The 23,099-nt window shown below is 64.4% G+C and carries 19 protein-coding genes and 1 pseudogene; 10 read left to right on the forward strand and 10 right to left on the reverse strand.

Annotated features, from left to right (window positions below; translation table 11 throughout):
* The 7 genes and pseudogenes from ACTHN9_RS18850 to ACTHN9_RS18880 all read left to right on the forward strand — a co-directional run.
* Window positions 1–728: type II secretion system F family protein (locus ACTHN9_RS18850; protein ID WP_440538294.1), on the forward strand; the 728-nt coding region annotated here is incomplete at its 5' end.
* 3 nt (window positions 729–731) lie between these two features.
* The gene (locus tag ACTHN9_RS18855; RefSeq protein WP_440538295.1) at window positions 732–1,823 is read left to right on the forward strand and encodes a type II secretion system F family protein; all 1,092 of its coding nucleotides are present in this window, start codon (window positions 732–734) and stop codon (window positions 1,821–1,823) included.
* Between the two features lie 59 nt (window positions 1,824–1,882).
* Window positions 1,883–2,605: pseudogene (locus ACTHN9_RS18860) on the forward strand (pilus assembly protein); the annotation flags it as partial.
* 88 nt (window positions 2,606–2,693) lie between these two features.
* Complete coding sequence (locus ACTHN9_RS18865; RefSeq protein WP_440538296.1) at window positions 2,694–3,092, forward strand: DUF3613 domain-containing protein; 399 nt, start codon at window positions 2,694–2,696, stop codon at window positions 3,090–3,092.
* Between the two features lie 100 nt (window positions 3,093–3,192).
* Entirely contained in the window at window positions 3,193–4,893 is a 1,701-nt protein-coding gene (locus tag ACTHN9_RS18870; protein WP_440538297.1) for a TadG family pilus assembly protein, read from the forward strand.
* A 26-nt stretch (window positions 4,894–4,919) separates the two neighbouring features.
* Window positions 4,920–6,314 (forward strand): sigma 54-interacting transcriptional regulator, encoded by a 1,395-nt coding sequence (locus tag ACTHN9_RS18875; RefSeq protein WP_440538298.1) that lies wholly within the window; start codon window positions 4,920–4,922, stop codon window positions 6,312–6,314.
* 57 nt (window positions 6,315–6,371) lie between these two features.
* A complete protein-coding gene (locus tag ACTHN9_RS18880; protein ID WP_440538299.1) occupies window positions 6,372–7,151 on the forward strand; it encodes a DUF2968 domain-containing protein in 780 nt (259 codons plus the stop codon).
* A gap of 309 nt (window positions 7,152–7,460) precedes the next feature.
* Here ACTHN9_RS18880 and hfq read toward each other — a convergent pair whose 3' ends face one another.
* Window positions 7,461–7,946 carry an RNA chaperone Hfq gene (gene hfq / locus ACTHN9_RS18885; protein ID WP_440538300.1) on the reverse strand — a complete coding sequence of 162 codons (486 nt, stop codon included), beginning with the start codon at window positions 7,944–7,946 and terminating at the stop codon, window positions 7,461–7,463.
* 359 nt (window positions 7,947–8,305) lie between these two features.
* Here hfq and ACTHN9_RS18890 point away from each other — a divergent pair, with 359 nt between their 5' ends.
* Both ACTHN9_RS18890 and ACTHN9_RS18895 read left to right on the forward strand, forming a co-directional pair.
* On the forward strand, window positions 8,306–9,886 hold the full coding sequence (locus tag ACTHN9_RS18890; protein WP_440538301.1) for an FAD-binding protein: 1,581 nt from the start codon (window positions 8,306–8,308) through the stop codon (window positions 9,884–9,886).
* A 29-nt stretch (window positions 9,887–9,915) separates the two neighbouring features.
* Complete coding sequence (locus ACTHN9_RS18895; RefSeq protein WP_440538302.1) at window positions 9,916–10,356, forward strand: hypothetical protein; 441 nt, start codon at window positions 9,916–9,918, stop codon at window positions 10,354–10,356.
* Between the two features lie 207 nt (window positions 10,357–10,563).
* Here ACTHN9_RS18895 and ACTHN9_RS18900 read toward each other — a convergent pair whose 3' ends face one another.
* From ACTHN9_RS18900 to ACTHN9_RS18910, 3 genes are all read right to left on the reverse strand, one after another.
* Window positions 10,564–13,014 (reverse strand): acyl-CoA dehydrogenase, encoded by a 2,451-nt coding sequence (locus ACTHN9_RS18900; RefSeq protein ID WP_440538303.1) that lies wholly within the window; start codon window positions 13,012–13,014, stop codon window positions 10,564–10,566.
* Between the two features lie 44 nt (window positions 13,015–13,058).
* Entirely contained in the window at window positions 13,059–13,985 is a 927-nt protein-coding gene (locus ACTHN9_RS18905) for a TetR/AcrR family transcriptional regulator (protein ID WP_440538304.1), read from the reverse strand.
* A 250-nt stretch (window positions 13,986–14,235) separates the two neighbouring features.
* Window positions 14,236–15,468 (reverse strand): MFS transporter, encoded by a 1,233-nt coding sequence (locus ACTHN9_RS18910; protein ID WP_440538305.1) that lies wholly within the window; start codon window positions 15,466–15,468, stop codon window positions 14,236–14,238.
* A 217-nt stretch (window positions 15,469–15,685) separates the two neighbouring features.
* Here ACTHN9_RS18910 and ACTHN9_RS18915 point away from each other — a divergent pair, with 217 nt between their 5' ends.
* Window positions 15,686–16,234: a GNAT family N-acetyltransferase gene (locus tag ACTHN9_RS18915; protein WP_440538306.1), complete on the forward strand. Its 549-nt coding sequence runs from the start codon at window positions 15,686–15,688 to the stop codon at window positions 16,232–16,234.
* A 63-nt stretch (window positions 16,235–16,297) separates the two neighbouring features.
* Here the strand turns inward: ACTHN9_RS18915 and ACTHN9_RS18920 are convergent, their stop codons facing one another.
* The 6 genes from ACTHN9_RS18920 to ACTHN9_RS18945 form a co-directional block, all read right to left on the reverse strand.
* Window positions 16,298–16,777, reverse strand: coding sequence for a hypothetical protein (locus ACTHN9_RS18920; RefSeq protein WP_440538307.1), 480 nt, complete (start codon window positions 16,775–16,777; stop codon window positions 16,298–16,300).
* Window positions 16,778–16,973: 196 nt separating this feature from the next.
* Window positions 16,974–18,992, reverse strand: coding sequence for a PAS domain S-box protein (locus tag ACTHN9_RS18925; protein WP_440538308.1), 2,019 nt, complete (start codon window positions 18,990–18,992; stop codon window positions 16,974–16,976).
* Window positions 18,993–19,224: 232 nt separating this feature from the next.
* Complete coding sequence (gene tssG, locus ACTHN9_RS18930; RefSeq protein ID WP_440538312.1) at window positions 19,225–20,181, reverse strand: type VI secretion system baseplate subunit TssG; 957 nt, start codon at window positions 20,179–20,181, stop codon at window positions 19,225–19,227.
* 71 nt (window positions 20,182–20,252) lie between these two features.
* Entirely contained in the window at window positions 20,253–22,073 is a 1,821-nt protein-coding gene (gene tssF / locus ACTHN9_RS18935) for a type VI secretion system baseplate subunit TssF (RefSeq protein ID WP_440538309.1), read from the reverse strand.
* An 8-nt stretch (window positions 22,074–22,081) separates the two neighbouring features.
* On the reverse strand, window positions 22,082–22,612 hold the full coding sequence (tssJ, locus tag ACTHN9_RS18940) for a type VI secretion system lipoprotein TssJ (protein ID WP_440538310.1): 531 nt from the start codon (window positions 22,610–22,612) through the stop codon (window positions 22,082–22,084).
* Window positions 22,609–23,099 (reverse strand): type VI secretion IcmF C-terminal domain-containing protein (locus ACTHN9_RS18945; RefSeq protein WP_440538311.1); only part of this gene is annotated, 491 nt, incomplete at its 5' end. The genes ACTHN9_RS18945 and tssJ, both read right to left, overlap by 4 nt.

A 23,099-nucleotide genomic window follows, 5' to 3' on the forward strand; every position in this document is an offset into this window, starting at 1 on the left:
GGCTCGAGCACATCGCCGTGCGTGCCGGGCTGGCCGGCTCGGGCAAACCGCTGGGGCTTGCGTGCGCGGCGGCGATGCTCGGTATCGCGTGGATCGGCTCTCGCGCGGGGATCGTGCCGGCCGGTGCCGCAAGCATCGGCACGGCCGCCGCGGCCGGCTTGTTCGTGACGGCGCGCTCGCAGCGTCGGCGGCTCGCCATCGTTGCGCAACTGCCCGCGTTTCTGGACGGCATTGTCCGTCTCGTTACGCTCGGCAATAGCGTACCGGCGGCGTTTCAGGCTGCCTTGCAAAGCACCGAAGCCCCACTGCGCGAGTGCCTCGATCACGTCTCGCGAATGATGCGAGCGGGTGTGGAGATCGATCGCGCGTTGTCGCACGTCGCCACGGTCTATCGGACGCGCGAATTCGAATTCGTCGGTGCCGTGTTGCGCTTGTCCGTCAAATACGGCGGGCGTGCCGATGTGATGCTCGAGCGCATGTCGACGTTCATGCGCGACCTCGAGCAGGCCGAGCGCGAGTTGTCGGCGATGTCCGCCGAAACGCGGCTTTCCGCATGGGTACTCGTTGCATTGCCGATTTTGATCGGCGGCTTCTTGGTGGCGACCAATCCCACCTACTTCAAGACGATGTGGGGCGATCTGGACGGTCGCCGCCTCGTGTATCTCGCGTTTGCCTTGCAGGCGGCGGGCGGCTATCTGCTTTATCGCATGACGCGCCTGAGGACATGAGCCATGCACATCGAACGACTCGTTGCCATCGCTTGCGGCCTGGGCGCACTCGGATGTCTCTTGCTGGCCTACGGGATGTTCTCGCACGTTGCGGCGGCGCGACGCGGTGCCCGCACGCTCGCGAAGGCGCTCGATCGCAGGGCGGCTGCGGCTGCTGGGGCTGTCGGCGGCGCGGCAGCCAATGCCGGCACGTCGTCGGGCTACGAGGTGCCGCAAGCGCGCTATCTGACGCCGCAGGCAAACGGGCCACGCCGCGACCCGGTGTCTACCGCTACGCCGGCGCCGGTTGCCGCAGCGCCCGCTGCAACGCTTGGCAGTCGCCTCGCGGCGTGGCGGGCCCGGTGCGGTCATGCCGGGGTGCGGTGGCTCGACACCCCGCTCGGCCGGCACGTCGTGGCGAGCGAGGACCGGCGCCTCATCGAGCAGTGCGGGTTCGTCGACGCCAATGCCCGGGGCTTGTTTCTGCTTGCGCGCATCGTCTGTGCGTTGGTTGCGCCGCCGCTCGCGCTGTGGCTTGGGAGCGAACAGGTGCCGGGCAAATACCGCGTGGCATTCGTCGTCGCGACGTTCACGTTGGGCTTCATGGTGCCCAAACTCGTGCTCGCGCGACGCGCGGCGGTGCGCCGCGGCGCCGTGGCCGATGAGATGCCGGTGCTCGTCGACCTGCTGCGCTTGTTGCAAGGCGTCGGACTATCGCTCGACCAGAGCTTGCAAGTCACCATCGCCGATTTTCGCGCGATGCTGCCGGTCCTGGCGGGCGAGCTGGAACTCGCGCAGCGTCAATTCGCGGCGGGGCGGACACGGGAGCAATCGCTGCAACGTTTGGCGACGAGCTTCGATAACGAGGATTTGCGCGCGGTCGTGCGTTTGATGATCCAAGTGGATCGCCATGGCGGCGCGGTGCAGGAACCGCTCAAGCAGTTCGGCGACCGCTTGCGCGAGACGCGGCGGGCGCGGCTGCGCGAAAAAATTGGACAACTCACCGTGAAGATGACGGGCGTGATGATCGTGACGTTGTTGCCGGCGCTGTTGATCGTTACGGCGGGACCGGGCTTGCTGGCGGTCATCCGCTCGCTGGCGGCCGTGCATCGGTGAGCGGCGAACCATCCGCCGCTAAACGGACTTGAACGGACCTTAACGGAAGGCCCAGCTCGATGAGACAAACCGATTCGAAACCTACGCTGCTTCGCACCTTCTGTGCGATTGCGCTTGCCTGTTCGTGCGGCGCCTGTGCGCTGAAGGGATCGGGCTACGGCGTTGGGGCGCAAGCCGACCGGGCGGCCGCGCTAAGCGCCGCCGACAAAACGCCCGCGCCCGATACGCCGGGCATGTACCTCGCGCTGATCGACCGGATGCAGCGGCAAGGGCTCTATTACGCGTCGTTGGCGCACATCGACGCCTACGAGAAGCAGTACGGCGCGACGCCCGATTCGACGCTCTTGCGCGCCGAGGCGCTGCGCGAGACCGGACAACCGTCGGCTAGCGCGCAAGCCTATCGCGCGTTGTTATCGACGCCGCTCGCGGCGCGCGGCTATCGCGGTCTCGGGTTGCTGGCGGGCGCCGCGGGAAATTTTCGCGAGGCGTCGTACGAATTGGCGCAAGCGGCGGCGTTAGCGCCTACCGATGCCACGACGCTGTCGGATCTCGGTTATGCGCGGTTGCGCGAAGGGGATGTCGCGGGGGCGCGGGTCCCTCTCATGCAAGCGGCGCAGCTCGACGCTCGGAGTGGGCGGATCGCTTCGAACGTCGCGTTGCTCTTGCTCGCGCAGGGGCAGGCAAAGCAAGCGCGCGCGCTGATGGACGAACGGCAGTTCGCACCCGCTGTGCGCGTAGCGGTACGCGACGATGCGGCGAAGATAGCGATGGCCGCGCGCGCCTACAAGAACGGGAACGTGTCGTCGCGCGATTAGCCGGCCGCGTCCCCACACCGAAGGCAACCAACGACGATCGTTGACGGAGACGGAGATGGTTCATCGATGGACGAAGAGGCGTGTCATCCATGCGGCATTGGCCGTGGCGCTGGCATTGACGAGCCCCTGGTGGGCCCCTCGGGCCCATGCGCAATCGGACTCGGACGCGAGCGACGCGGCCGGTGCCGCAGCATCGCGCTTAAGCCCGCACGCGACCGAGATCGGTGCGGCGACGCGCTCGTGGCTCGCGCTGCAGCGTTCCAATGCGGCCGCCGCGCCGGCCTTGCCGACGCCGGGGGCGCAAGCCACGCTAGCTTACGAGCGGTACATGGACTCTTTCCGAACCCCGATCCCTTCGTCGTTCGGCTCGACCTTGTCTGAGCGCGGCGGTGCATCGCGCGCCGGCGACACCGGTGACGGATCCGGTGCCGCGCAATCGCCGGGCATCCGCTAAGGGCTCGCGCACCGTGGCCCGTACAACGACGTCGAACGCAGGACGCCCGACGCATCGTGCGTGTCGGCGCCGGCATCGGCCTTCACATCGACGTGCGCGAATGCGCCGCGAGTGCGGCACGATCGCGCCGATTGTCGCGCTGTTTATGACGGTGTTGATCGCGGCGCTTGGCGCGCTCGATGTCGGCAATGCGTTTTTCGTGCGTCGGTCCCTTCAGCGTACGGCCGATCTCGCCGCCTTGGCCGGCGCGCAGCGGATGGACGACGCCTGCGCCCAGCCCGCCTTGACCGCGCGCGCGAACGCCGCCGCGGACGGCTTCGTGCCCGACACGGCCGGGCAAACGTTGGCGGTCGTCTGCGGGCGCTGGGATACGGGCGCGAATACCGGCCCGAGCTATTTCGCGGCGACGGACACGACGCCGCTCAATGCGGTGCAAGTGACGGCGACGCGCGCGGTGCCTTACTTCTTTCTCGGCCCGGCACGGCAAATGAGTGCCACGGCCACGGCGCAGGCGACGAACATCGGCGCATTCACGGTCGGCACGTCGCTCGCGCAACTGCAAGGCGGCCTGGTGAACGCGCTGCTCGGTGCGTTGCTCGGCGCGAATCTCGACGTCTCGCTCGCAGCGTACGAATCGCTGGCGAATGCCCGCGTGCGCATGCGCGATCTGGTCGCGGCGGCCGGTGTCGGCACGGTCGAGCAGTTGTTGGCGATGCAGTTGACCGTCGCGCAACTGTCCAACTTGATGATCGCCGCTTTATCGACGACTTCGGTGGTCGACGCCAATCTTCAGATGGATATCGCGACCTTGCAGACGATCGCCGGTGCCGGTGCGGGCAATTCGGTGTCCGTTGCGCTCGGCGACGGGCAGGGCGGCCACGGCGTGATTGCGCTCGGGGTGGCCGACGCTCAAAGCGCACTGGATGCCACGGTGAGCCCGTTCGATGCGCTCGTCGTGGCTACCGAGATCGCCAAGGCGGGCCAACCGCCCGTCACGCTCGCAACGGGGCTCGACATCGCCGGCTTGCACGCGGCGCTGCAGGTGCAGATCGTCGAGCCCCCGGCACTCGCCGTCGGGGAGGCCGGGATCGATCCGGTCAAACAGCGTTGGCGGACGCAAGCGAATACGGCGCAGGTGCGCTTGTATCTCGACGTCGCGCTCGGCACACCGGCCTTACCCGTGATCGGCAGCGTCGGCTTGCACTTGCCGCTCGCGCTCGAGGCCGCACCCGGCACCGCATGGTTGCAAGCGGTCGATTGCGCGCCCACGCAGGCGGCCAGCACGTCTACGATCGGCGTGCAGCCGGGGCTGGCGAACGTCTGCCTAGGCGATCCGCCCGCGAATTCGTCGGCCTCGCAGCCGTTTAGCTGTTCGGCACCCGCGACGCTCGTGAACGTAGCGAATGTCGTTACGGTGACCGCGAACGCGGCGCTGCCGGCTCTCGTGCCGCCTTCGGCCGCGACGACGCTGACCTTCGACGGCGCGGCGCCGACCGATGACGCCTACCAGAGCGCCAATGCCAACGCTGTCGGCCGCGTGCTGGCATCGGCGCTGTCCGGCCTCGCGGCTTCGCTGTCCCAACCGAACGGACTGAAGGTCACGCTGCTCGGCACCGTCGCGCTGCCGGTTGGCCCGCTGCTCGACACCGTGTTGGCCGCCCTCGCGCCCGCGCTCGATCAATTGCTCTCGGGGATCGACCTGGCTATCGATCCGCTGCTGCAATTGCTCGGCGTGCAAGTGGGCGTCGCGACGGTTCACGATCTGTCGCTGACCTGCGGGGCGTCGCAGCTAGTTGATTGAATCGATGCTTAGGACACCTTATAACGATGAGAACCGCCCATACGATCGAGGAACTGGACATCTATGTCTGGGAGGGCAAGGCCGATATCGTCGAGCGCGTGGTGCGCTGCATGTCGAGCTTCGACGTCGAGGTGATTCGCGCCGACGACATGACGAATGTGCCGGAACGCAGCGCGTCGCGCGCGTCGTTGGCGGTGATCAGCGTGAGCGTCATCGACGGCAGCAGCGGTAGGCTGCGCGATTGGCAGGCGCATACGGGCATGCCCGTGGTCTGGGTGGGCGCGTTGCCGCGCGAGCGAGATCCAGCCACGTACCCGCCCGCGTATTCGCATGTGCTGCCGCTCGATTTCACCTGTGCCGAGCTGCGCGGCATGGTGGCGAAACTGCTGACGCAACTGCGCGCCCACACGGCCGAGGCGCTCGCGCCGACTGCGCTCGTCGCGCATTCCGAGTGCATGCAGGCATTGCTGCACGAGGTGGACACCTTTGCCGATTGCGATACGAGCGTGCTGATTCGCGGCGAGACCGGCGTCGGCAAGGAGCGCATCGCGCAGTTGCTGCACGAAAGGCACGCGCACTATCGCGACGGCCCTTTCGTGCCGGTCAATTGCGGGGCGATTCCCGACGGTCTGTTCGAGTCGCTGTTCTTCGGACACGCCAAGGGGGCGTTCACGGGGGCGGTGGGCGCCCACAAGGGTTACTTCGAACAGGCCGACGGCGGCACGCTCTTTCTCGACGAAATCGGGGATCTGCCGCTGTATCAACAGGTGAAGCTACTGCGCGTGCTCGAAGATTCGGCGGTGACGCGGATCGGCTCGGCCATGCCCGTAAAGGTCGACTTCCGGCTGGTGGCCGCGACCAACAAGGATCTGCCGCAGCTCGTGAAGGAGGGCGCCTTTCGTGCCGATCTCTACTACCGGCTCGCGGTGATCGAGCTGCGCATCCCTTCGCTCGAAGAACGCGGGGCCGTCGACAAGATCGCGATATTCAAGGCGTTCGTCGCCTCGGTGGTCGGGGCCGATCGGCTCGCCGGCCTACCCGAGATTCCCTACTGGCTGGCCGACGCCGTGGCCGATACGTACTTTCCGGGGAACGTGCGCGAGCTGCGCAACCTTGCCGAGCGTATCGGCGTGACGGTGCGGCAGATCGGCACGTGGGACGCCGCGCGTCTGCGCCGGCTCATCGCCCACGCGCGCAACGCGCAGCCGGCGCCGGCCGAGAGCGCGACGGAAGGTGTGGTCGACCGCAGCAAATGGGACATGGGCGAGCGCGCGCGCGTGCTCGCCGCGCTCGCCTCGAACGCGTGGCACCGGCAAGACACAGCACAATACCTCGGGATTAGTCGAAAAGTCTTGTGGGAAAAAATGCGCAAGTACCAGATCTTCGATGAGGAGCCCGAAACGCGGGAAAGTGAGGGATAATGGCGCGCTTGAGTGAAGCTGTCTCAAAAGTAGAACTATTCGTGCAGGAAACCACACATGAGCCATTATTCGCGTATGCGGGGGACGGCGCTTGCAGCGCTGATCGCAATCGGGGGATTGGGGATAAACGGTTGTGCCACGGCGCAATCCGCTTCGGACACCACCGCAAACGTTGCACCCGCGGCTTCCGCGCCGGCGGCACCTGCCGTCGAATCGACGGCTGTCGCATCGACGCAATTGTCGACGCCGATGACGGCCGCGGACGAGCCGGCATCGGCATCCAAGGATGACAGCGCGTCGGATGCCCAGGGTAATGTTGCTGAATTACAACGGCTGATGCACGACAACGCGCTGTCCGAATTGCGCACGGCCTACAACGGCACCTATGGCGCGAGCTTGCTGCTCTACGGGAAGGACATGACGTACTACGTCGTGCTCTTCCAGCAAAAGAACTTCTGGCGTGTGATCAAGACGGCCAAGCAGGACTATGCGGAAGCCGTCTATGCCGACTTCGTGCATCGCAGCGCGCAGCTTGCCGATGTCGAGATCCAGCGTACGGTACTCGAGGCGCAAAAGGCCTACACCGATAGGTTGATCGCACAGGCGCAAGCGCGAGCCGATCGTCTGCAAGCCGACCTCGACGTCGCGCGCAAGCAACAGGCATTGGTCGCGAGCCGTCAGAAGCAGGCGCACGAGGAAGCCGTCGCGTTGCAGACGCAAAAGGCGGCTGCCCAAGAGCAGTTGAGCGCCGTGCAGCAACAGATTCACCTGCTGCAGCGTCAGACCGAGCAGGGCTTGCCGCGCTCGCACTCGCATTCGCACCACCGCAAGCATTAAGCCGCTTCGGGCGAGCGGCGGCGGGCACGCGCTCCGTCGTTGCCGCTCTGGCGTTGCAAGGGTCGCGCTCGGCCTAATTGGTCGCGCGCGAACGGCGTCGTCTCGCTTCCTCTAGTCCTTGGCAGGCCGGCGCATTGCACGCGATCGCGCAAAAGGCGGGACGTGAAAAATAGTATGAACAATACATGGCGCGCATGCGCAAGGCGGGCCGCGATCGCACGTTCAAGCGCGACAGGACATTAGATGCGTCGCGCCGTTGCAAACCGGTTCGCCGGCAGGCAACGGCGCGCGATAGGGCGGTCGCGACGCTTATTCGTCGCGGTGGTCGGACCCGTTCGTCTCGCCCGACGGGCCGCTGTTTTGGAGCGTGCTGAACGGGCGGCGCCGGCGCGTGACCACCACCGGTCCTTCCGACGAACGATGCTCGGGAGCCGACGGCGAGCCGTAGCCTTCGCGCGGCTCGCGGTTCTCGCGGGGCTCTCGCGGTTCGCGGCTGTCACGGCCTTCGCGCGGACCGGATCCTTCACGCGGGCCGTGGCGTTCGCCGTAGCCGCCGGGGCGCGGACCGCGCGGGCCGGGGCGCGTCCCGGTATCGATCTGGATCGTCGAAATGGCGCGCTTATAGATGCCTTGCAAGCCGACAGGCGTGCGCAGCATGACGAGATACTGGTCGAACGACTCGATGCATCCCGTTAGGCGGATGCCGTTGACGAGATAGATTTCGACGCGCTTGCGCTCCTTGCGCGCGGCGTTCATGAAGTCGTTCTGCGGATGCGATTCGGACGGATTCGGCATTGCTGGTACAGCAGCGAGGGCTGCTCCACGGTTGGTTGGCGGCTGCGCGACGATGCGCGCACGATTCATAGTTGGCCGGGATTTTACCCCGGGCGCGGGAACCGCGTATCGATTTGGCTTGGATCGACTATATCCGCGCGCCCCTAAGTCGTTTTTCGACGATGTTTCGCACCGCCGCGGCGCACGACGCATCCGAATGTGGCCGATCGCGCCGCCTGCAGGTGCGAAATGCGGCATTCGGGGCGCACCTTTGCTTGATGCTTCGGCACCGATGCCTATCATGATGGAAGAAAATTCGGACGGCATCGATATCGAGCGTGCGCCGCCGAGCGATTCTCCCTTCTAGCTCGAGGAGCCCAATGACGACCGTGCGCCCTCCTAATGTGTCCGAAACCCATTATTTACGGGCATTGCACGAATGGGCATCGATTATCGGCGAAGCGAATGTCCTGACGTCGGCCGATCGTTTGAGCGACTATGCCGATCCGTTCGCACCGCACCCGATGGCCAAACCGTTCGCGGCTTGCGCGGTCGTGCTGCCCGGATCGGTCGATGAAATCCGCGAGGTATTGCGCATCGCTCGCACCTACGGTGTGCCGCTTTGGCCTGTGTCCACGGGGCGAAACTTCGCGTACGGCGGGGGCGCGCCGCGCCTCACCGGATCGGTGGTGCTCGATCTGAAGCGTCTGAATCGGATTTTGGAGGTCGACGAAACCTTGGCGTACGCGCTCGTGGAGCCGGGCGTCACGTATTTCGATCTTCATGCGCATTTGCAGCGGCGCGGCTCGAAGCTGTGGGTCGACCCCGCCGCGGCAGGGTGGGGAAGCGTCGTCGGCAATACGCTGGAGCGCGGATTCGGCTACACGGCTTACGGCGATCACGCGGCCAACCAGTGCGGCATGGAAGTCATGCTGGCGAATGGCGAGATCGTACGCACAGGAATGGGGGCGATCGAGATCGGCCGTGCATGGCAACTGTACAAGGCGGGGTTCGGGCCTTCATACGACACGATGTTCATGCAATCGAACTTCGGCATCGTCACGAAATTGGGCCTTTGGCTGATGCCTGAGCCCGAGGCCTATCTGATCGTGCACGTCAAAGTGCCGCGCGAAGCCGACTTGGAGGCGGCGGTCGAAACGTTGCGGCCGCTCCGCCTCGACGAAACGATTCGAAATCACGCGGTGATCGAGGGCGCGATACGGTATGCGGCGGGCGTCTCGGCGCGGACAGACTGGTATGACGGCCCTGGGCCGATGCCCGCTTCCGCGGTCGACGAAATCGTCAGGCGGCTCGACATCGGATGGTGGAACGTCCGCTTCGCCCTGTACGGCGCCTCCGATATCGTCGACGCGCGTTTCGCGGCGGCGCGCCGCGCATTCGCGCGTCTTCCCGGCGCGAGAATCGATGCCCAGCGCTATGCGCGCGGCGCGGTGCCGGCTGGCGGTGGCGACGCGAATATGGCTGGCGTTCCTGCAATGAGCGCGTTTCGTATGCTCGATTGGCGCGGCGGGGCCGGCGCGCATGTCGATTTTTCGCCGATCTGTCCGTTCACGGGGCGCGACGCGCTACGCCAATATTCGGTGGCGAAGGCGCGCTTGGCCGAGTACGGCTTCGACTACTATGGCGGCTTCACGGCGGGCGAACGGCACTTGCATCATATCGTCGCGACGATTTTCGATCGGGACGACCCGAGGCAGACCGATGCGGCGGCCGACCTCCAGCGTGTGCTGATGAGCGATGCGCGCGCCGAGGGTTACGGCGTTTACCGGACGCATCTCGCGACCATGGATTTCGCCGCATCGCAGTACGATTTCAACGACGGCGCGCTGCTGCGTCTATCGGAAACGATCAAAGACGCGCTCGATCCCGATGGTATCTTGGCGCCCGGCAAGTCCGGGATCTGGCCGCGGGTGTGGCGCGGCAAGCGCGACCGAATCTGAGAGCGGTCGGATCGCGGAGGAGGCGGACGATGGAACGACGTGCGTTTATCCATGCTAGCCTCGGCGCGGCCGCGATCGGCGCCGTGATGCCGTGGATCGATTGCTATGGTGTCCTAAACGATTCGAACGAGCAAGTGCTCGTCGTCGTCGACCCAGCGCTGCCTGCAAGTTGTGCGTACGTATCGGCCGCGTCGTCGCAGCTGTGCGTTCTTCTTCGAGACGATGCCGATGTCGGGCGCTTATGGCACGCCCGCTTGCGCGATTGGCGCGGTGCGATCAAGGGCGTGGTGCGCCCCTCGGATTGTTTCGTTCTCCGAAATTTGTCGGTAGGCCAAGGCCGGGCGTTTCGTTCGGCGCCGATCGGGCCGAGCCTGGAAGCCGAGGCGGGCGACGCCGGGTTTGGCCGACGATCCCGTAATACGACGGCGGTCGCGTTCGAGATCGCGGCCGCCGCACCCGCGCGCCGGTAGCCGCTGAACCCGGCGCGCGAAACGCGGCATATCGACGTTCATCGCGACGCGGCTCGCCGCGTGCCCCCACGCCATCAACTTAAAGACAGCGGCGCCAAGGCAATCGTCGTTCTCGAGCATTTCGCGAACACACTCGATTTCACGCGGCACGCCGGGTGGATAGGGTGCGTAACCGATGCCGTCCGTGTTGGGCGATGATCGCTGCGATCAGCCGCGATCCAAGTCGGCGGGGAAGTCGTCGACGCGCACGAATAGCGCGCCGTCTCGTGCATATCGAGTCAACACGTCGCGCTCGTGCCGGTCGATCCAGCCCTGCTCCTCAGCGGTTTGCACCCAGTGCGGCAGCTGTGCGAGGCTTTGCGGCATCGGCCGCGCACGGCCCGCGCGCACGGCATCGCGCAGCTTGACCTCGATCTCGGCGACTTCCTGGCAGAGCGTCAGCAAACGCTCGCCGCAGGCGATCGGGTCGTTCGAATCGGCCTGCGCCGGTACGTGCGAATCGGCCAGCAACCGATCGCGCGCACCGCACGGCGTTTGTACCAGCAGGGCGAGGGTGCTGACGAGCCCATCGGATGGGGGGCGCCGCCGCAAACCGAAGGGAAACGCGATGGCGCGAATGATCGCGGCGGCGAATCGATTCGGATAGTTCGCGAAGAGTCCGTCCAAGGCCTGGTCGGCGGCCAGCAATGCGTCCTTGAGCCCCCACCGCACGAACGGCAGATCTTCGGCATGCGCGCCTTCGTCCTCGAAGCGTTTGAGCGTGGCGGACATCAGCACGAGTTGCGACAACACGTCGCCCAATCTCGCCGACAGGCGCTCGCGCCGCTTCAATGCGCCGCCGAGCAAGAGCATCGACACGTCGGCCACGAAGGCGAACGCAATGCAAAGCCGCGTCACGGCGCGGTAGTAGTTCGACAGTACCGCGCTCGCACCGCTCGGCTTGCGCAAAAACGCTCCGCACGTGATGCCGTGCACGAAGCTGCGCAGCGCATTCGATGCGAGAAACGCGGCATGGCGGAACAGCGCATGATCGAACGCGATCGACGCACGCCTCTCGTCGACGTCGCGCGCGGCCGACATCTCCTTGAGCAGATACGGATGGCAACGGATCGAGCCTTGCCCGAAGATGATCAACGAGCGCGTGAGGATATTGGCGCCCTCGACGGTGATCGAAATCGGCAACTGCTGATAGGCGCGTGCGAGGAAATTCGACGGCCCGAGGCAAATGCCCTTGCCGCCGACGATGTCCATGGCGTCGTTGACGACACGGCGGGCGCGCTCCGTCACATGATATTTGGCGATCGCCGACAACACGGCCGGCTTTTCGCCGAGATCGACCGCTTGCGCGCACAGCCGGCGCATCGCATCCATGACATAGAGATTGCCGGCCATGCGCCCGAGCGCTTCATGAATACCTTCGAATTGACCGATCGGCGTTCTGAACTGCCGGCGCAGCGCGGCATAGGCACTGGTGGCGCGCACCGCCAGCTTCGCCGTGCCCACGCCCGCCGACGGCAGCGAAATCGCGCGGCCCGCCGCGAGGCATTCCATGAGCATGCGCCAGCCGTTGCCGACTTGCGCGGCGCCGCCAATGACCCAATCGATCGGGATGAACACATCGTTGCCCGAGTTCGGGCCGTTTTGGAAGACGGCGTTCAGCGGCCAGTGACGACGGCCGATCGCGACGCCCGGATGCGAGGTGGGAATTAACGCGCATGTGATGCCGGGCTCCTCGTCGTCGCCAAGCAGGCGATCGGGATCGCGCACGCGAAACGCGAGGCCGAGCACGGTGGCGATCGGGCCCAGCGTGATATAGCGCTTGTCCCAGGTGACGCGAAAGCCGAGGGTGTCGCGGCCCTCGTGCAGGCCTTGGCAAGCGATGCCGACATCGGGAATCGCCGCGGCGTCCGAACCGGCATAGGGGTTCGTCAACGCGAAGCACGGGATCTCTTCGCCACGTGCGAGCCGGGGCAGATAGTGCGCCTTTTGCGCGTCGGTGCCGTAGTGCAGCAGCAATTCGGCGGGCCCGAGCGAGTTGGGCACCATGACCGATACCGTCGCCGCCGACGAACGCGACGCCAGCTTCATGACCACCTGCGAGTGTGCAAAGGCGCTGAATCCCTTGCCGCCGTATTGCTTGTCGATGATCATGCCGAGAAAACCTTGGCGCTTGACGTACGCCCACGCTTGCGGCGAAAGGTCTTGCCAGCGCGCGGTGGTTTCCCAGTCGTCGGCGAGATCGGCCAGCCGCGCACAGTCGTCGTCGACGAAGGCTCGCTCCTCGTCCGACAGCGCGGGCGGGCCGTGCGCAAGCAAGGTGTCCCAATCGGGACGGCCCGTGAAAAGTTCGGCGTCCCACCAGACCGTGCCCGCTTCGATGGCGTCGCGCTCGGTCGAGGACATCTCGGGTAAGGCGCGGCGAAACAGGGCCAGCACGCCTCGGCTGATGAGCACGCGACGCAACGGTGCGAGCGCGAGGATCAGTGCCGGTACGACGAACACGAGGCCGAGCACGACGCAAGCCGTCACGCCTGCCGCCCGGGTCAGCGCCACGACCGCGAGCCATGCGCAGAGCATGACGAGCCACCATCGCGCGGACGCCTCGTAAAAGATCAAGATCGCGCCCGCGACGGCGAGCGCCACGGCGAGCCATGTCATGAGCCGTTCCCCTCTCGGCGGCGCGCGCGAACGCGCCGCCCGCGTTAGAGTGCCGGGCGCGAACCTTCTTGTTGCGCGGCGGGCGGGGCGACCGGTTGCAATGCCGATGCGACCGCGAGAGGAGGCGTCTCATGCTCGCCAGGGCGATCGACGTTGCGGTGATCGGGGGCGTCGTCGGCCTGGTTGCCGCTGCCGCTGCCGTTTGCGCGCAGCGCTGGCGCGTCCAGGGGGCCGCACGCGGTGATGCCGGCTGCGCTGTCGCGGCCGTCGTCCGCATCGCCGAGGACGGCCGCGAACGCCGAGAGCTGGGCCGCATCGGGCAGCGGCGCTTTGAGTGCGGCGACCATCAACGAAGCGAGCCGGGCGATGAGGTGCAGGTCGCTGATCGTTTGGCCCTTGGAGAACTCCGCGATCAGGCTATCCGTGTCGGTGCCCGCCAGCACGCCCGACAGCGCACCGATCGCGAAATGCAGCCGCCAGCCCAGTTCTTCGCGCGGCAGATGCGGCAGCGCACGCGCAAACGCATCGAAGAAGCGTTCGGCGACGTCGGCGTAATGTCCGTTGAGGAAATCGTGAATGAAGGCGGACGGGTCCGTATAAGCGCGCCCGAGCAGGCGCAAGAAAGCAGGCCCTCCGGCACGCGTGTCGCGCGACAGACGCAGCGCCGGAATGAACATGGCACCGAGCACGTGCTCGCAGGTCAAGCGGTCGCCCAGTTGGGCGTTGAAGCGATCGAGCAGCTTGACGCGCTCCACGTTGAGCCTATCGAGGCGGCGCGCCAGCATCGCATGAATGAGCGCTTCCTTGCTGCCGAAGTGATAGTTGACCGCGGCCAGATTGACGTCGGCCCGCGAGGTGATTTGGCGCAGGGACATCGCCTCGTAGCCGCATTCGATGAAGATGTCTTCGGCTGCGTCGAGGATGCGTGCCTTCGTATCGCCGGTGCTCCGGCTCGGTGTTCGAACTGCCATGTGCGCCTCCCTGCCGGTTATTCGGCCGCGAACAAGCGATTCAACTCTCTGATTGAAATTTGCTTATTTTTAGCACGATAAAAACGCTAGAAAATCACGGCAAGCGTTGTTTATCGACGGACTCCTCTAGAGGCCGTCTCGGTGCTGCGTTGCGCTGCGTTGCAGCACATGAAGCATAGTGCGGGAGAGGGAGAGAAGAAAGGCGCCCGGGTTACCGGGCGCCATTCGCGCGGTGCGCTGTCCCGGTCGATCAGGCCGCAGAGGAAGAGGCGACTTGCTCCGCGGAGCGTGTCATGTCGATGCCGCGGCGCTCGGGCCCGAACAGGATGAAGATGGCGATGACGACAGACGCGATCCCCGCCACGACGGCTAGCGCGAGGGCATAGTTATTGCCCGAGCTGACGGCGAACGACGCTTGCATCGTCGCGTTCACCGACGCGATCAGATTGCCGAGTTGATAGACGAGGCCAGGGAAGGTCGCACGCACTTCGTCGGGCGAGATCTCGTTCAGGTGAACGGGAATCACGCCCCAGGCCCCTTGCACGGAAATCTGCATGAGGAAGGCGCCCACGGCGAGCAGCACGGCGCCGCTGGAGAAGGCCCACAACGGCAAGACGGGCAACGCGATCAAGGCCGCGATGCAAATCGCACGGCGCCGGCCGATCTTTTCGGACATCGTGCCGAAAAACAGACCGCCGACGATGGCGCCGATGTTCAGCACGATCGTGATGATCGAAACCGTATGCGGATCGAAGTGGTGCTGCTCGCGCAGGAACGTGGGATAAAGATCTTGGGTGCCGTGCGAGAAGAAGTTGAACGCCGTCATGAGAATGATCGAGTACAGCGCGAGCGTCCAGTTCTTTCCGATCGTGGCGAGCAGGCCGACGCGATTGTGCTGCTTCTTCTCCATCGCCTTCCACGCCGGCGATTCCTGCACGTTGCCGCGGATATAAAGCACGAGCAGTGCCGGAGCCACGCCGACGAAGAACATGCCGCGCCAGCCGACATACTGATACAGCACGCCGAAGACGATCGATGCGATCAGATAGCCGCTCGGGTAGCCGGCTTGGAGTAGACCGGATACGATGCCGCGCGAGCGGGGCGGAATGGTTTCCATCGTCAGCGCGGAGCCCACGCCCCATTCGCCGCCCATGGCCACGCCGAAGAGCGTACGCAGGATAAGCAGGGTAATCAGGTTCGGCGCGAAGCCCGAGAGCAGTTCGAGCAGCGAGTAAATGGCGACGTTGATCATCAGCGTCGGACGACGGCCGAATTTATCGGCGAGACGACCGAAAATGAGTGCGCCGACGGGACGCGCGGCGAGCGTTAGCGTAATGGCAAAGGCGACTTCGGGGATCTTCGTATGGAATTGCGTCGCGATGTCCTTCAGTACGAACACCATGAGGAAGAAATCGAATGCGTCTAGCGTCCAGCCTAGGTAGGCGGCGATCGTGACGTTTCGTTGTTCTTTGGTCCACTTCATTTGATGTGTTCTCCTTGAGTCTCCAGGTCTTGCGCGCTGGTTGCTCCACTCGCATGCTTGTACGCGCGACGCGCAACACCTCGTGGGGTAGTCGAAGTGTACGCGCTCTTTAAGCGGACGCAGGGTTGGGGACAGGGTTATACGGGCTAATCCCTAGACCTTTGGCGCGCACGGTGTACGGCAGGTGACAAATTGTTTGGTAATTGAAAGGATTTCGATGCGTTTGGATTCGATCGGAGAGGACTCTGGATTGCCGGCCCTCGATACGCCGCGACTGTTGATTCGCGGGCGCACATTGGCTGAGCTTGAATCGTGCCTCGCGATGGATCGGGATCCGGAAGTGACGCGGTTCATTAAAGGGCCGTGGGCGGACCCGGTCGCGCATCGACGCTTTGTCGAGTTTCGGATCGAACGGGCTTATCCGCCGGGGCTCGGGTATTGGTCGATTTGGGAGCGGTCCGCGCCCGATGCGTTTGTCGGCTGGGTCATGCTGATTCCCGATCACGGCGTGGGGCCGGAGGTGGAGATCGGCTGGCGGCTCGTGCGCACGGCGTGGGGGAGGGGGATCGCTAGCGAGGCGGCAGGGGCAATCGTTAAGCATGCGTTCGGCACGCTTCGGCTTGCCAGGGTCATCGCGGATATCGATGCACGGAATGGGGCCTCGCGGCGGGTGGCCGAGAAGATCGGGATGCGGTTGGTGAGCTTGGTCGACGAGGAGGGCGGTGGGTCTTGCGCTCGGTATCGGTTGGAGCGGGGGAAGGGGTAGCGGTCGCGCAGCTCGAAACGACTGACAACTGCGCCCCCGCCACGCACGCCAATACGATCCGATCTACTTGCAGGCGATGTCTTTTTTAGCGTCGGTTAGCTTGGTCCATGTGACGAGCGCCTTCGAGACGCCCTGGCCCCAAAACCTGACTTCTTTAAAGGCGGGTTTGACATCGACTTTCCAAATATAGCGCGGCCCGGATAGGTAAGCCGATTTGATCAAGGTGCTTCGCGTCGGTGCGTTCGTTTCATCGAAGCCCGCAGCCAAGATCGCATGACGATTGTCGTCGAACGACATGGGCCAATACGTCAACCCTTTGTATTTGACGACATCGCAAGTCTCGCTCGGCGGCCATCCGCCGGAATCTTTCGAGCAATGGGCTCGCGCGGTGCTGCCGCATGCAGCGAAGGCAGCCGGCGCGCGGTCGACCGATTCTTTCATGACGACGGGGATCTCGGAGTCGAGCGCTTCGCCGGCGGCGGCGAGGATCGGTGCCGCCGACAGCGCTGCAGCCAACATCATCGCAAGTGTCTTAACGTTCATGAGCATTGGGCCTCGGTATGAGTAACGGCAACGCCACTCGCGCCGATGCAGGGCGGCATCGTCCGAGTTGGCCCGCCGTCGAATCGCGACGATGATCTGGACGGCTCGTGCGTCGAGACATAGTCCGTCGCTGAGCACAAGCATACGAGGCCGTGCTTCGGGCCGCGCTATCAATACTTATAGGTTGCGATCGCGCTCACCCTACCTCTTGCGTTTCTATCGCGGCGAGCGGCAACGTCGCAGTGAGCGAAAACCCAGCGCCCGGCGACGTCTGAATCTGGATATCGCCCCCCAAGCGTGCCGCGCGCTCGCGCATACTGAGGAGCCCGAACGATTGCCGGTTGGGGCGCGTATCGCGCTCGGCACCGCAGCCGTTGTCGGCGATCCGCACGACGCAGCACGTTTCGTTGCGCGAGATATCGAGCACGACCTCGGTCGCACCGGAGTGGCGTGCGACGTTCGTGAGGGCTTCCTGAACGATGCGAAATACCTCGATTCGGCTGGCACGGCTGAACGCAATCGTCTGCAAGTCGAGATGTTGAATGACGCGTACCCGATGACGTTGCGAAAACTCGGCAGTCAACCAGTCGATCGCGGGACCGAGGCCGAGATCGTCGAGCATGGCGGGGCGCAAATCGGCCGCGATTTGCCGAACGGAGTGAATGAGTTTGTCGATCAACTCCGGTGCGGCATGGGGATTGTCTCGTAGAATCGCAGGCTTGGCCCCATTCGGGACCTCTCTCTCGACCCGTGTGATAGCCATCTTCAGCGCGGTCAGCTTTTGAGCGAAGTCGTCATGCAATTCCCTGGCGATGCGTGCCTTTTCTTCTTCGCGGACATGCAGAATATGCGCCGACAAGCGCCGCAATTCCTCGCGCGAAACGCGTAGCGATTCCTCCGCGCGCTTTCGTTCGGCGATATCCGCGACGACGGAGATGAAATAATCCGGCATGCCGGCGTCGTCGCGCACGAGCGCCACGGTCAACGCAATCCAAATCTCGTTGCCGTCTTTGCGCAGATAGCGCTTTTCCATCGTGTACGTATCGATATGCCCGTCGAGCATTTCATGCAGCAGCGCGAGGTCCGCGTTCAGATCGTCGGGGTGCGTGATGTCTTGGAAGGTGCGCGCGAGCAGTTCGTCGCGCGTATAGCCCACGATGTCGCACAGCTTCTGATTGACGCGTAAAAAATGACCGTCCGGGCCAACGTGCGTAATGCCGACGGCGGCTTGTTCGAACGTGGCGCGAAAACGCTTTTCGCTTCCGCTCAATGCGCGTTCGGTTTCCTTGCGCTCCGTAATGTCGCGCAGAAAGCCGCTAAAGTATTGGTGCGCGCCGATGCCGATAGCCGTGACCGAGAGTTCGATCGGGAATTCGTGGCCGTCGCGGTGGATGGCGGTGGACTCGAGCCGCCGGTGCAGCAGCTTGGCTTCGCCCGTTTCCAAGTAGCGCCGGAGGCCTTGCGTATGCGCTTCCCGGTAGGCAGGGGGCACGATCAGTTCGCCGAGCGAGCGTCCAATTGCCTCGTCGGCTCGCCAGCCGAACATCGCCGCGGCCTGTCGATTCCAGCCGAGCACGCGACCGGTTCGGTCCATGGTGACCACGGCGTCGAGCGCCGTATCGACGATCAGGCGCGTGCGCGTATCGGTGTCGCGCAACGATTGCAGGGCCAATTCCAATTGTTCGCTCTTGCGCCGGAGCGTTTCGGCCAGATCGCCCAGTTCGGCCGTGCGTCGCGAAACCCGGTCTTCGAGTTCGCGGTTTAATGCTTGCAATTGCTCTTCCGTTTTGCGACGTGCGGCGATTTCTCGTCTTAAATTGTCGTTGACCGTTTCCAATTGCTTAGGGCTCGGTAACGCGAGCGCTTTCGGTATCAAGGGCCACATGACGACCGCCGTGATCATGGAGGCGAGGGCGGTGATCGATTTGATGGCGGCATCGAGCCAGTACACGGGTTGCCAGATATCGAGAATGGCAATGAGATGGGTGGTCCCGCAGGCGAGGATGAACAGCGCGAACATGAAAAACAGCCAACTGAACGGCAACTCGGTACGGCGGCGCGCGAACGTCCAGAGCGCAATTGGAATGGAGTAATACGACAGTGCGATGACCGCATCGGAACCCACGTAAGTCCAGATCAACCCCGGCGACCAATGAAGGCAATAGCCGTGCGGGATAAATCCCGACGAATTGAACCATGCCGCGATAGCATCCATGAATGTCTCGCCAACAGGGAGCGACGTGTCCATCGCGGAGCGAATTTCCGGGCGCGCCCGCGGATCTTCGTCGACGACAATGCGTTAAGGATTCAGGGCGGGTGCCCTACAGGCGCGAATCGAGAGGCGCGTGCGAGCGCTCGGCCGCGCCTTCGGTCGTCCGGAAAAAACTACCGGATCGATTTAACGTATGAAGTATAGTCAAGCGGGCGTTTTTTGAAAGCGGTGTGCATCACACGCGCTGGGGCTGATTCCAGGTCCCTAGGCGGATCCGAACGGGCTCGTTGTTCGCCGACACGGCCGTGTCGTTGCGCGGCAGCAGCGTCGTATAGCCGAGGCTCGCCGTATCGGGTTCCAGCACGGGCGCTGGCATGAGTTCGGGCGAGACGTGCATCGTGATGACCGCCTGCGCTTCGTAGCCGAGATAAAAGCGTAGGAGCTGCATTACGGCCTCGTGCATCGACTGGCCCGGCATGAGGCTGCGCACCGTTGCGGCGACGGCGGGCTCGATCTTGACTTCCACGCAGTTGCCGCAGTCGAAGAAGCCGCCGCCCAGCACGCAATATTCCCCCAGCGGCATCGGTTCGGTGTTTTCCACGTCAACCCAGATCGGATGAAATTCCTCGACGGTGATGACCGCGTCCGGCACGGCGTGTTGCAGCACGCCGGCGAGGCCCTCGGCGGTGCGGGTTTTCTGGTTGACGAGGCCGAGCATCGAAAGCAGCTTGCGCGGGCCGACCGTTTGGGCAAGCGCCGGTTCGCCGAGCCCGAGCCCTGCCAGGCTCAGGAGATACGTCGAGACAGGATCGGTGCCATCGCGCCGGAAGCCGACCGGATACCGGTATTTGCGCCAAACGCGGTAGAACTGCGTGACGACGCGGTGATGAAACACATCCAAAAACGCCGCCAACGGCTCGGCGCCTTCATGGTTCTGCGCGATCGTATCGATGAAGTACGACGGCATACGCGCGTCCACGCCGTATAGGCCAAGGAACGTCGTACGCACCGTCGGCGGCAGGGAGGCATCGTCCGGATCGTTTTCGACCGCATCGATTTCGCGCCCCGGAAAGCCGAGCCCCCACTTCGAACGAAAGCGGATCGGCTCGTCCGCTGGCGAATCGGTCGTGCCGAGCGGTGGGCGTCCCGGTGCGCTTTGTTCCAGCAGCTCGCAAAACCGAAAAAAATGCATGACAGGGGCATGCGCTAGCAATTGAGACCACAGCGGCGGCGTATCGGTGTCGTACGGCGATTCGGCGATGTTCAAAAGGGCGCTCCTTCGCCTTTGGTGTCCGGCCATACGCATCGCTGCCCAGTCGGCTGCGCAACGATCACGAGGCGGGTAAAAAGATTGAGCGTGGCGTAAAGCCCGAGGAAACGATTGAGCATGCTGCCGAAGAGATCGACATCCCCATCGCCCGCGAACGCGTGCGCATCGAGCGTGACCTCGATTTCCACGCCACGCAGCAGGCCGCCCTTGACGAGTTTTTGCACCGGGCGGTGACGCACCTGAACGATCGCATCGATGCGGCGGCCATTGAGTTCGCCCTCGGTCCAGTCGTATATCGTGAGCGCACCGCGCAGCAGTTGCGCGTCGAGCAGCGAGAGATAGTTCGGCGCCAGATGCGACAGCACGCGCCAGTGATAGCGGTTGCCGACAGGCGGATAGACGGGCAGTGTCGGCGCGACCAGATTGCGCACGGCGGCAATGTTCGTAAAGCCGCCGCGCATCCGTGCGATGCCGGCTTCGCGCAGGCCCTTGCGCGGCAGCATGCCGTTCGTGCCCGTCACCGAGAGCGACAGCGTTTCGTGCGGCAACGACGTCTCCTTCTCCCACTCATGACCGCCTAACACGAGCCAGGTATCGAAACGCCCGGAAGGCCCGCGCCGCATGCGGGTATGGAAATACCGCTCGGGCATCTCGTGACGCAGCATGCCGCCGCGGTGGCGAAACGCGGCGAAGGGGGCATATTCGAAGCGCTGGCCTGTACGAACTTCGAATCCGTGAACGGCATCCACCGAATAGACATCCACGTGCACGCCATGGCGTTCGTTCGCGACCACCCGGTAGTCGGTGTCGAACTGCGTGGTGGTGACGGGATCGGCTTCCACCTCGAACAGGTTGATGACCGGCGTGCAGTAAAGCCGTACGTTCTCGGCGGAAAACCGCATGTCGTCGGGATAGGGCTTACGCAGCACCACCTCGACGTCGACGTAGGGGGCGTTTTGGGGAATCGCCTGCATATCGAGGCCCACTAGGTCCACGAACATGAACTTCTCGGGGAAGGTGAAATATTCCAAGAGAAGCTGATAGCCGCCGAAGGCGTTGTCGGGCTTGGGCCACAGCCGCTCGTCGGTGGCAAAACCGGCCGCTTGCAGCCGCAGACTCGGCACGGTTTGCGGCGCACCGGGCCGCTCCTGCGGGTAACCGGGTACGCGGATCTGTATGGCCAGCGGCTCGGCGGTTAGCGCGGCATACAACGTCAGTGCGACGGGGCGGTCGGCATGCAGGTACAGGCGCAGGCGCGGCACCGCCAGTTGCTGGCGTTCGACCTGCGATTCGATCTCGAGACGAAAGCGCAGCACCGAGCGGCCGTCGTCGCGCGTGGTGGCCTGCGCTTCGGTGAGGCGCAACGGATACAGATCGACCGGTTGCGTGGTGCGGTAGACGCATTCGATCGTGGCGTCGTCGGCGGGACCGGCGCCGAGCGCAATCGGATCGGAGACAGCTTCGAGGCCCGGCTCGAGTTGCTCGTGCCGTTGCAACGCGCCGGCGGCTGGCTGGAGTTCGAGGATCGACAGCGACGGAATCATACGTAGGTAGTGCGGCCATAGCATGCTGACGAGCCCTTCCGTGAGTTCAGGCAACTCGTCGTCGAGCTTGTGGCGCAAGCGGCCCATGAGAAACGCGAAGCCTTCGAGCAGGCGCTCCACGTGCGGGTCGCGCTCGCTCAGGCGATCTAGGCCCAGCGCGCGGGCGCGGTCGGGAAACGCGCGTGCGAACTCTTTGCCGGCGTTGCGCAGGTAGCGCATTTCGGCGTCGTAGTAGCGCAGAATTTCGTTGTCTTTGGTCGGACTGGTCATCGTTTTCCTTATCGTGAACGGGCTTCGAGTTCGAGCGTGTTGCTGACCGCGCTGATCTTGACGGGATCGGTCTCCTTCCATCGCGACTTGGGTATGACGAGTTGCCATTCGGCGTTCGCCGGGTCGCGGAAAAACGCCGCCACGCCGACGTATTGCGCGTCGTCGTCCATCGGTACGCTCAGTGTGACGGTGCCGTTCGGCCCTAGCGTGACGTCCGTGCGATTCAACTCGTCGGCCTCGAGTCCAGGGCTGGTGTCGTTCAGTAGTTGCGCATAGGTTGCGGTGGCGTACGCTTTTGCATCCTTCAACTGATAGACGCGTAGGGCGACGGGCAACGAGACGCCGCGCTCGTCGAGATTGAGCTCGGCGCGTCCGTCGATCGCTAAATTCATTTGTTTGACTTTGGCGACGAAGATCGCGCGGGCGACATCGGTGGACGTCTCCTTAGTGGATTGCCATGTGCCGCAAGCGGTCAGCCATAGCGCGGTCAGTGCGAGGGCGGTTCCCGTGCGCAGGATTGGGATAGTGGAGGGTTTCATGGCGAGGTCGTCTGCGACGGCAGCGGTGGCAATGGCGGCAACGGGGGCAGGGCAGGCAGCGCGTCGTTTTTGCCGACGATAAAGATTCGTTCGGGCAGCTTGAAACCGCGCAGCTTCAAAAGGTCGAGCGGTCCGGCACCTACCTGTGTGCGCATGACATAGCGCAGCGCTTCGGCACCGGGCTGTTTCCAGGTCAGTTCATAGCGCGTGCTGTCGAGCGGTTTGATGTCGGCTGTCGCGAGCAGACGCAGGAATGCCCAATCGCCCGTCGCATCGAACGCTTGCCGGATGCCGGCATCGAGCGTTTGCCAGGTGAGCGCCGCATGGCCGTTCAGCCCGTCGCCCGGCCACGCGATCGGCGTCCAGCTTTCCTGTTGATTGAAATACACGATCCGTTGCTTATCGACCGTGAGTGTCGAGCGCGTCACGTTGGGTGTCGGCTGCGGCATGATCTCGAAGCGATAGCCGGCATCGCCGGAGGGGTACA

It is taken from the genome of Trinickia sp., from assembly GCF_051953405.1.
In the GTDB taxonomy this organism is placed as follows: Bacteria; Pseudomonadota; Gammaproteobacteria; order Burkholderiales; family Burkholderiaceae; genus Trinickia.